Source organism: Flavonifractor plautii ATCC 29863 (genome assembly GCF_000239295.1).
Classification (GTDB): Bacteria; Bacillota; Clostridia; order Oscillospirales; family Oscillospiraceae; genus Flavonifractor; species Flavonifractor plautii.
Genome location: NZ_JH417820.1, coordinates 32,886 through 41,694 on the forward strand (window position 1 = coordinate 32,886; position 8,809 = coordinate 41,694).

General features: G+C 63.7%; 10 protein-coding genes. 2 read left to right on the forward strand and 8 right to left on the reverse strand.

Annotation, left to right across the window (positions count from 1 at the left end; all coding sequences use genetic code 11):
* Positions 1 to 140: 140 nt before the first annotated feature.
* From HMPREF0372_RS13940 to HMPREF0372_RS13970, 8 genes are all read right to left on the reverse strand, one after another.
* Positions 141 to 416, reverse strand: a complete 276-nt coding sequence (locus tag HMPREF0372_RS13940) for an HU family DNA-binding protein (protein ID WP_007493719.1) — start codon at positions 414 to 416, stop codon at positions 141 to 143.
* Positions 417 to 485: 69 nt separating this feature from the next.
* A complete protein-coding gene (gene mazG / locus HMPREF0372_RS13945) occupies positions 486 to 1,274 on the reverse strand; it encodes a nucleoside triphosphate pyrophosphohydrolase (RefSeq protein WP_007493720.1) in 789 nt (262 codons plus the stop codon).
* Positions 1,275 to 1,311: 37 nt separating this feature from the next.
* Complete coding sequence (locus HMPREF0372_RS13950) at positions 1,312 to 3,072, reverse strand: putative polysaccharide biosynthesis protein (protein WP_007493721.1); 1,761 nt, start codon at positions 3,070 to 3,072, stop codon at positions 1,312 to 1,314.
* A gap of 12 nt (positions 3,073 to 3,084) precedes the next feature.
* Complete coding sequence (locus tag HMPREF0372_RS13955) at positions 3,085 to 4,386, reverse strand: amidohydrolase family protein (protein ID WP_007493722.1); 1,302 nt, start codon at positions 4,384 to 4,386, stop codon at positions 3,085 to 3,087.
* A gap of 12 nt (positions 4,387 to 4,398) precedes the next feature.
* Positions 4,399 to 5,226, reverse strand: a complete 828-nt coding sequence (locus HMPREF0372_RS13960) for a purine-nucleoside phosphorylase (RefSeq protein WP_007493723.1) — start codon at positions 5,224 to 5,226, stop codon at positions 4,399 to 4,401.
* A 206-nt stretch (positions 5,227 to 5,432) separates the two neighbouring features.
* Positions 5,433 to 5,729 (reverse strand): hypothetical protein, encoded by a 297-nt coding sequence (locus tag HMPREF0372_RS13965; protein WP_007493724.1) that lies wholly within the window; start codon positions 5,727 to 5,729, stop codon positions 5,433 to 5,435.
* Between the two features lie 153 nt (positions 5,730 to 5,882).
* On the reverse strand, positions 5,883 to 6,023 hold the full coding sequence (locus HMPREF0372_RS19840) for a hypothetical protein (RefSeq protein WP_155117035.1): 141 nt from the start codon (positions 6,021 to 6,023) through the stop codon (positions 5,883 to 5,885).
* 112 nt (positions 6,024 to 6,135) lie between these two features.
* The gene (locus HMPREF0372_RS13970) at positions 6,136 to 7,530 is read right to left on the reverse strand and encodes an NAD(P)/FAD-dependent oxidoreductase (RefSeq protein ID WP_007493726.1); all 1,395 of its coding nucleotides are present in this window, start codon (positions 7,528 to 7,530) and stop codon (positions 6,136 to 6,138) included.
* A 186-nt stretch (positions 7,531 to 7,716) separates the two neighbouring features.
* On the opposite strand from HMPREF0372_RS13970, the gene HMPREF0372_RS13975 reads away from it, so the two are divergent.
* Positions 7,717 to 8,208, forward strand: coding sequence for an RNA polymerase sigma factor (locus tag HMPREF0372_RS13975; RefSeq protein ID WP_007493728.1), 492 nt, complete (start codon positions 7,717 to 7,719; stop codon positions 8,206 to 8,208).
* The coding region (locus tag HMPREF0372_RS13980; protein WP_007493729.1) for a hypothetical protein at positions 8,180 to 8,809 on the forward strand (630 nt) is incomplete at its 3' end. The genes HMPREF0372_RS13975 and HMPREF0372_RS13980, both read left to right, overlap by 29 nt.

Consider the following 8,809-nt stretch of genomic DNA (forward strand, 5'->3'; position numbering starts at 1 on the left):
CTGTCACGCTGCGGGTTGGGCGCATGGCCGGGTCGCTAAGCGGCCATTCCGCGAAAAATGCCGCTGGGCTTCGCCCAGCCTGTTTTTTCGCCTCCATGTCCTCTTAGCTCCCCTATGCGCCTACCCTCCGCGCTTCTGACTTACTTCGCGACGATGTCCTTCAGCGCCTTGCCGGGCTTGAACACGGGCACCTTGGAGGCGGGGATCTTGATGCTCTCCTTGGTCTTGGGGTTGCGGCCGATGCGCTCGGCGCGGCTCTTCACCTCAAAGGCACCGAAGCCCACCAGTTGAACCTTGTCGCCCTCGGCCAGGCAGTCGGAAATGACCTCAATGGCCGCGTTGATGGCGGTCTCGGTATCCTTCTTGGACAGGCCGGCCTTCTCGGCGGCCGCATTGATCAGTTCAGCCTTATTCATATCGATAACTCCTCCTGTGTTTACTGGGGGAATCACCCCAGTCTGATTATACTTAAGGCGAACCCGCCCTTAAGTCTCTTTTGCGTGCTCCCATAGCTTGTCCAATTCCGCCAAGCTCATGCCCTCCAGGGTGCGGCCCTGCCGGGCGGCTTCCTCCTCCACCTTGCGGAAGCGGCCGATGAACTTGTCGGTGGCCCCGTTGAGGGCCTCCTCGGTGTCCACCTTCACAAAACGGGAGACGTTGACGGCGGAGAAGAGCAGGTCGCCCAGCTCCTCCTCCACATTGGTGCCCTCGGCCACGGCGGTCTTCAGCTCCTCCAGCTCCTCAGACAGCTTGTCCAGGGCGCCGGACACGTCCGGCCAGTCGAAGCCCGCCTTTTTCGCCTTTTTCTGCACCTTCTCGGCCCGCCACAGGGCGGGCAGGGAGCGGGCCACGGCCTCCAGCGCGTCGGTATTGGTGGCCTGCCCCTTTTCCTTCCGCTTGAGCTCCTCCCAGTTGGAGAGAACCTCGCCGGTGCTGGAGACCGACACCTCCCCAAAGACGTGGGGGTGGCGGAAGATGAGCTTTTTGCAGATGCCGTCGGCCACGGCGTCCAGATCGAAGCGGCCGGCCTCCTGCTCCATAAGGGCGTGGAACACCACCTGGAGCAACACGTCGCCCAACTCCTCCTTCAGGTGCTCGGGGCTGCCCTCGTCGATGGCCTCCACGGCCTCATAGGCCTCCTCCAGAAAATTGCGGCGGATGGACTGGTGGGTCTGCTCCGCGTCCCAGGGGCACCCGCCGGGCGCCCGCAAGAGGCGGACAATCTCCTCCAAGTCCTTGACGCCGTAAGAATCCTTATACTGAAAATCTACCATATTTCAAGGCCTCCTGCAACCTCTTTTTCCAAAAAACTTACTGGATATGCAGAATTTTAGCCAGCTTTTTGCCCCCGGGCATCATTTCCAGGTCCTCCCGGGTCAGGGTACGCAGAGCCAGGACTAAAATTACATATACCACCACGCCCACCAGGATCGCTCCGGTGGTGGCCGCCATATCCCGGGTCAGACTGCCGTTCAGGACACGGGCGAGCAGCCCATGGCTTCCCCATGCGGCAGCAGCCATTACCACGGAGGCCGCCAGCGGCTTGGACAGCGCCACCAGATAGCGGGGCGGATTGGGCACGCACCGCTTGATGATGAGCAGGTTGAGAATGGAGATCACCGCAAAGCAGCTCAGAGTGCCCACCGGCGCGCCGAAGATCATGATTTTGGGATTACCCACCAGGGTGTAGTTGACCAGAATCTTAGTGACGCCGCCGATAATAACCGTAATGATGGGCAGATTCACTATGCCGTTGGCCTGGAGGATCGCGGTGCCCACCAACTGGAAGCAGACAAAAATGGAGGCAATCCCCAGGATGGACAGGATGGGACCGGCGATGGCCGTATCCACATTGCCCAGGGCGATGAGTTCCATAATTGGGCCGCCCAGAGCCAGCAGACCGAAGCCGCAGGGCAGGGCAATGAGGGCGGCCACCCGCATGGCGGACTCGGTAATCCGCTTGGCTCCCAGCCGGTCGCTCCGGGCCAGGCAGGCGGAGATGCCGGGGACGATGCAGGCCGTCAGGGGGATCATCAGGTTAAAGGGCAGGTTGTAGACGCTCATGGTCTTACTGTAGGTGCCGTAGAGGCTGCGGGCAGAGTCCAGGATCGGGTCCAGCTTGGTGGCCGGGTCTGTCAGCAGGGCTTGCTGCCAGGCATCCGTATTGTTCTGAAAGATCTCCACAGCCTTGGGAAAGATATCCAGAAAACTGTTGCTGATGCCGGTCATACCGCCCTGGATGGCGGTAAACACATTCTGGAGCTGATTGTTCACCAGGTTGGTGTCGATGATAGTCACCAGGGACATGGAACAGGAACTGAGGGTGATGGGAATGGCCAGCTTGAGCAGCCGGGCCAGTACCACCCGGCTCCGGTCGGGCTGGTCGGCGGCCCGGGCGGCGCTGCCCCGGCGGGTACGGAAGTGGTTGAAGGCCAGATAGATCACCGACAGAACGCTGCCGAAGGAGACGCCGATGAGGGCGCCGGATGCCGCCAGCCGGTTGCGGATGTCCTCCGGCCAGAGGGTCAGGCTCATGATCACCATGGCAAGGCCCAAACCCAGGAAGAGCTTGCACAGCGCCTCAATGATCTGGGAGATCGCGGTGGGCATCATGTTCATGTGCCCCTGGGCATAGCCCCGGAAGGCGGAGCAGCAGCAGGTGCACAGCACCGCCGGCGCCAGCGCCCACACGCAGAACACGGCTTTCTCATTGCCAATGATATAGGTTGCTACCAGTTGTCCGAACACTGACATGCAGAGGAAGCTGAACAGCCCCATGAACAGGAACGCACAGAATGCCACCCGGAAGACCCGGTGCTTCTGGTTCTCCCGGCCCAGAGTATGGCACTCCGACACCGTCTTGGACAAGGCAACAGGCAGGCCCGCCGTGGAGATGGTGAGGAAGAAGGAGTAGATGTTATACGCGCCGTTGAAATCGCCGTAGGCCTCCTCGGGCAGTATGGCGATAAGCGGGATCTTGAAGATGGCGCCGATAATCTTGACCAGAATGGTGCTCACCGTCAGGATAGCGGCCGCGCCGTAAAAGGTATTCTTTTTTTGCTGATTGGACAATGCTAGGCCCCCTTATTTCGTTTCAAACAGCAGGGGCAGGGCGTAGTCCGCCACTTCCCGCTTCACCCGGTCAATGTCGATGGTGAGGAAGTCCCCATCTCTGTATATGACCTTTCCGCGGGCCATATTCATGCACACGTCGCTGCCGTGGGCGGCATATGCCAGGTTGGAAATCACGCTGTGGCAGGGGGTAAGGTTCAGGTGGGAGAAGTCCACCAGGATGAGGTCGGCGTCGTAGCCCCCCTCAATCCGGCCGGTGAGCCGCCCCAGGGCCTTGCCGCCGTTGACGGTGGCCATGCGCAGGGCGTCGATGGGCAGCAGGGCCAGGGGGTCGCAGTTGGCCCCGTTGTGGAGAATGGCGGCCAGCTTCATGTCCCCGAAGAAGTCGGTGCAGTTGTTGGAGGACACGCCGTCGGTGCCCAGGCACACGTTGACACCGGCCTTGCCCATGGCGGGGACGGGGGCGATGCCGCTGCCCAGCTTGAGGTTGCTCATGGGATTGTGGATGGCCGAAACCCCCTTGGACGCCATAACGGACCAGTCCTCCGGGGTGGTCCAGACGCAGTGGGCGGCGATGGCCCGCACATCCCACACGCCGTAGTCGTTGAGCACCTGAATGGGAGTCTTGCCGTGGCGGGCCAGGCACTCGGCATGCTCGGTGCGGGTCTCGGAGATGTGCACGTGCATACCCAGGCCGTGCTCCCGGGCGTAGTCCGCCATCCACTGCCAGAGCGGGTGGTGGGAGGTGTACTCGCCGTGGATCGAGGCGTCCACCAAAATCTGCCCGTCGTTGTAGCCGTGCCACTTCTCGGTCAGCTCCCGCTGCACCACACAGTCGTGGTGGGTGGCGGGATCAAAGGTGTCGGTGAACTGCACGCCGCCGCAGCACAGGTTGGCGCTGATGCCGGAGGCCGCCACCTCCTGGGCCACCGCGTCGGTGTGGCCATACATGTCCGCGATGGTGGTGACGCCGGAAGCGATCATCTCCGCCAGGCCCAGGTCGGTACAGGCCCGGATGGCCCGGTCGTCCCAGCGGGCCTCCACCGGGAAGATATAGTTGTGCAGCCAGTCCTGGAGGTTGTTGCCGTCGCCGTAGCCCCGCATGGCGGTCATGGGCACATGGCTGTGGGCGTTGACAAAGCCGGGCATGAGCACGTTGCCCTGGCCGTCGATCTGCTCCTCAAAGGAGCCCCAGGGGCGCTGGGTGCTGACGGAGCGGATCTTCGTCCCCTCCACCACCACATAGGCGTTGGGGAGGACGGTGCCCGCCTCGTCCATGAGGACGGCGGTGCAGTTATGGATCAGAATAGACATGGCAGGCTCCTTTTAGTCAATCTTTTTCAGGCAGGCCAGCACGAGGCGGGAGAACTTGTCCCGGCAGGCCGCCGCCGCATCCAGCACCTCCTGCTCGGAGAGGGGCTGGTCCAGAATACCGGCGCCCATGTTGGACAGGAGGGTAAAGCCCAGCACCCGCATGCCACAGTGGCCGGCGGTGATGACCTCCGGCGCGGTGGACATGCCCGCTGCGTCGGCGCCCAGCACCCGGGCGGCCCGCACCTCCGCCGGAGTCTCGTACTGGGGGCCGGGGAAGTACATGTAGACGCCCTCCCGCAGCTCGATGCCCAGCTCCCTGGCGGTCTGGCGGGCCATCTCCCGCAGGGCGGGGGTGTAGAGGTGGGAGGCGTCGGGGAAGCGCACGCCGAACTCGGGCAGGTTCTCACCCCGCAGGGGGGACTCCATGAAGAACTTGATGTGGTCGGCAATAAGCATCAGGTCGCCCGCCTTCCAATCCAGGTTGACGCAGCCGGCGGCGTTGGTGACGATCAGGGTATCGCAGCCCAGCAGGCGGAGCACCCGCACCGCGTAGGACACCTCCTCATAGGAGTAGCCTTCGTAGTGGTGCATACGGCCCTGCATAACAGCCACCTTCTGCCCCTCCAGGGTGCCGAACACCAGCTGACCCTTGTGGCCGGGGGCGGTGGACACCTTGAAATGGGGGATATTCTGATAAGGCACGGCAATGGGGTTTTCCACAATATCGCCCATGTAGCCCAGGCCGGAACCCAGGATCATGGCCACCTTGGGGGCAAAGCCGCCGATCTGGCTGCGGATGTAGTCCGCGCTCTCCTGGTATTGGGCAAACGTGTAGTTCATAAAGCTTGTCCTCCTTATTTGTAATAAGCGGCCCGGACGGGCCCGAAATACGGTCTGACGGTTCGCCGCAAGCACTGCGGCCGCAAGGATTACATGGTATTTTACACCCCGTCCGCCAAAAAAGCAATGAAAAAGGGCAACTTCCCGCCCCCTTTCCGAAAAAGCCGCAAAAAAGCGGGACCCGTCCGGGTCCCGCCTCCCCGCGGCTAGAGCGGCTTCTCCTGCCGGAGGCGCTCGAGCCGGCTCCGCAGCTCGGCCGCCGCGGCCTCCTTGTGGTCCAGCTCCGAGAACACCTGCTCCAGCGCGTCCTCTCCGCCGGCGCCGCCCCGGTGAGCGTCGTACACCAGCCGCCCCGCCGTATGGAGCAGGCCGTTGATGTCCGTCCGAAGGGCGAACAGCCTTCCCCGCAGCCGGGCCGTGTCCACCATCTGTCCGGCGTACTCCCCGGCGGTGGCGGCGGTCTCCCGCGCCCGCTCCAGCAGCTCCTGTATCCGGTCGTCCATATACCCGTCCCCCTGTCTGTTTCCGTTCAGGCCATTCTATGCACCGGCGGCAGAGGGGTGCAGAAAGGCGGCGCTCTCCCCCGCAGGGGAGGGCGCCGCACTTGAACGCACGCTTATTTCAGGCACTCCGAATCGGGTGGGTGCCGGCAGGGCTTACTTCAGCCGCTCCGAAATCACCTGGGCCACCTTCACCCCCGACGCGCCCGCCTGGGCCGCGTCGTCGCAAAGTCCGCTTGACTCCGGTTCCGCCTGACGGCAAAACCTGCGTCCGCTCCCTTGCTCCTCCGCTCCCACCGGCACCCGCTTGCGCTGGGCTGCCGGCGGGCAGGGGCCGCCTGCGGCGGCCGTTCTCTGGAGATGTCAAATCTGCTTCGAGCACTCCGAATCGGGTGGGTGCCGGCGGGGCTTACTTCAGCCGCTCCGAAATCACCTGGGCCACCTTCACCCCCGACGCGCCCGCCTGGGCCAGGCCGCGGGTCACGCCCGCGCCGTCGCCCACGGCGAAGAAGCCGGGCAGGGCGGTTTCCAGCTCGTTGGACAGGGCCAGCCGGGCGGAGTAGAACTTGACCTCCGCGCCGTAGAGCAGGGTGTCGTAGTTGGCGGTGCCGGGGGCCAGCTTGTCAAGCTGGTAGATCATCTCAATGATGTCGTCCAACTGCCGCTTGGGCAGGGCCAGGGACAGGTCGCCGGGCACGGCGGCGGTGAGGGTGGGGTGGACGAAGGACTTGCTCATGCGGTGCTCGTTGGTGCGGATGCCGCTGACCAGATCGCCGAAGCGCTGCACCAGCACGCCGCCGGCCAGCATGTTGCTCAGGGAGGCGATGTGCTTGCCGTAGCGGTAGGGCTCGTTGAAGGGGGAGGTGAAGCGGTTGGACACCAGCAGGGCGAAGTTGGTGTTCTCGCTGCGCAGCTTGGGATCGGAGTAGGAGTGGCCGTTGACGGTGTTGATGCCCTCCACGTTCTCGGCCACCACGTGGCCGTAGGGGTTCATGCAGAAGGTGCGCACCTGGTCGCCGTACTGCTTGGTGCGGTAGACCAGCTTGGACTCGTACACCACGTCGGTAATGTGCTCGAACACCTTGGCGGGCAGCTCCACCCGCACGCCGATGTCCACCTGGTTGTTGATGAGCTGGATGCCCAGCTCCTTGCACTGGTTGGAGAACCACTCCGCGCCGGAGCGGCCGGGTCCGGCGATGAGCCAGGTACAGTCCACCTCGTCCCCCTTGTCGGTGATGAGGCGGTAGCCCTCCTTCCCCAGGTTCTCAATTTTGGTGACGGCGGTGCGGAACCGGAACTCGACGCCCTGGCGCACCTCCTCATAGATGCTCTGGAGAATCTTGAGGTTGTTCTCGGTGCCCAGGTGCTTGCACCGGGCCTGGAGCAGGTGGAGGTCATACTCCAGGGCCTTCTTCTCCAGTGCCTGGGCGGCGGGGGTCTCGGTGGAGAACACCTGGTCGGTGGCCCCGTGCTTCATGTTGATGGAGTCCACATAGTCGATAAGCTCCATGACCTCCCGCTTGGGCATGAAGTCGGTGAGCCAGCCGCCGAAGGCGGTGGTGAAATTGTACTTGCCGTCGGAAAAGGCGCCCGCCCCGCCGAAGCCGCACATGGTGTCACACACCTTGCAGTGGATGCACTCCTTCACCTTGCCCGCCACGATGGGGCAGCTCCGGGTATAGATGTCGGCCCCCTGATCCAGGGTAACCACCTTGAGGCCCGGGTTGCGGTGCATCAGCTCATAGCCCGCGAAGATGCCGGCCTCGCCGCAGCCGATGATGGCAACGTCATAGCGTGTGTTCATGTGCGATCTCTCACTTTACAACAGATTAGGGATCAGGCGGTGCGCTCCGTCCCAATATGGTATTATAACAAAGGACGGGCCGGTTTACAATGCGGTTTTCCCGAAAAATCCCGCCGGGGCCGTCAGATCCGCCCCCGCCCCGCCGTCTTATTGATGTGGCCACAAACGACGAAGGGAGGCTCCGGGATGACCGAAGCGGAATTTCTTCCCCTATTCGACCAATACCGTCCCATGGTGTACGGCCTGGCCCTCAGCTATACCCGCTCGCCTCAGGACGCGGAGGATGTGTGCCAGGAGGTGTTTCTCACCCTGCTGGAGAAGCCCCCTGCCCCAGGGAAGGAGCGCCCCTGGCTGGCCCGGGTGGCGGTCAACCGCTGCCGGGATCTGCTTACCTCCCCCTGGCGCAGGCGGCGGGAGAACGACGACACGGCCCTGGAGCGGCTGACCTTCGAGACGCCGGAGGAGGCCGGCCTGTTTGCCGCCCTGGGGGCGCTGTCCCCCGACAGCCGGGCCCTGCTCCACCTGCGCTATTACGAGGGGTTCACGGTGGCCGAGCTGGCCCGCCAGTTCCGCACCACCGCCCCGGCGCTCTCCGCCCGGCTCTACCGGGCCAAACAACAACTCAGGAAGAAGCTGGAGGAACTCGGCTATGAAGAAGCTCTATCAGAGGACTTTTGAGCAAGTCCTGGCCCAGACCTGCCCCCCCCTCAACCGGGTGGAGGAGCAGCGGCGCGCCCTGGCCTCCCGCTGCTCCCATACCGAATCGGAGGTAACTGCCATGACCACCAAACCCAGACGCCCCATCCGCATCCTCGTCGCCGCCGCTGCCGTGGCCGCCGCCCTCACTGCGGGCGCCCTGGCCGCCTCCGGCGCGCTGGGCTCCATCCCGCTGCTCTCCGGCGGAGCGTTTACATCAACCGACAGCGTAAACTGGAACGAACCGGACGCCGGAGCAACGGTTGCACCATCCCAGGAGAACGTGTGCTTTCCGGTAAGGGAGGAGCCTGATCTCCTCACTGTGCGCGGCGGCAGCGTCTATTTCACCACAGAAACCGGGGAGGAGCTCGACATTACCGGGCAATTCTCGGAGGCGGAGCCGTATGTCTATTCCTATACCGCCTCCGACGGCTCCGCCCACGACATCGTGATCGGCGGCAGCCTTGAGGACTACGGCTATATGGAATACGTCTATGACGCCGGCGGCAGCTTTGTCGGCAGCGCCGGCATCCTCCCCACCGGCTACGACTCCGCCAACAGCCCCCCGTGGCTCACCGCCTAT

Bases quoted from the DNA above. Each gene is read 5' to 3' on its own strand.
- HMPREF0372_RS13940 (WP_007493719.1), bottom strand. From the start codon at position 416: ATGAATAAGGCTGAACTGATCAATGCGGCCGCCGAGAAGGCCGGCCTG.
- mazG (WP_007493720.1), bottom strand. From the start codon at position 1,274: ATGGTAGATTTTCAGTATAAGGATTCTTACGGCGTCAAGGACTTGGAG.
- HMPREF0372_RS13955 (WP_007493722.1), bottom strand. From the start codon at position 4,386: ATGTCTATTCTGATCCATAACTGCACCGCCGTCCTCATGGACGAGGCG.
- HMPREF0372_RS13960 (WP_007493723.1), bottom strand. From the start codon at position 5,226: ATGAACTACACGTTTGCCCAATACCAGGAGAGCGCGGACTACATCCGC.
- HMPREF0372_RS13965 (WP_007493724.1), bottom strand. From the start codon at position 5,729: ATGGACGACCGGATACAGGAGCTGCTGGAGCGGGCGCGGGAGACCGCC.
- HMPREF0372_RS13970 (WP_007493726.1), bottom strand. From the start codon at position 7,530: ATGAACACACGCTATGACGTTGCCATCATCGGCTGCGGCGAGGCCGGC.
- HMPREF0372_RS13975 (WP_007493728.1), top strand. From the start codon at position 7,717: ATGACCGAAGCGGAATTTCTTCCCCTATTCGACCAATACCGTCCCATG.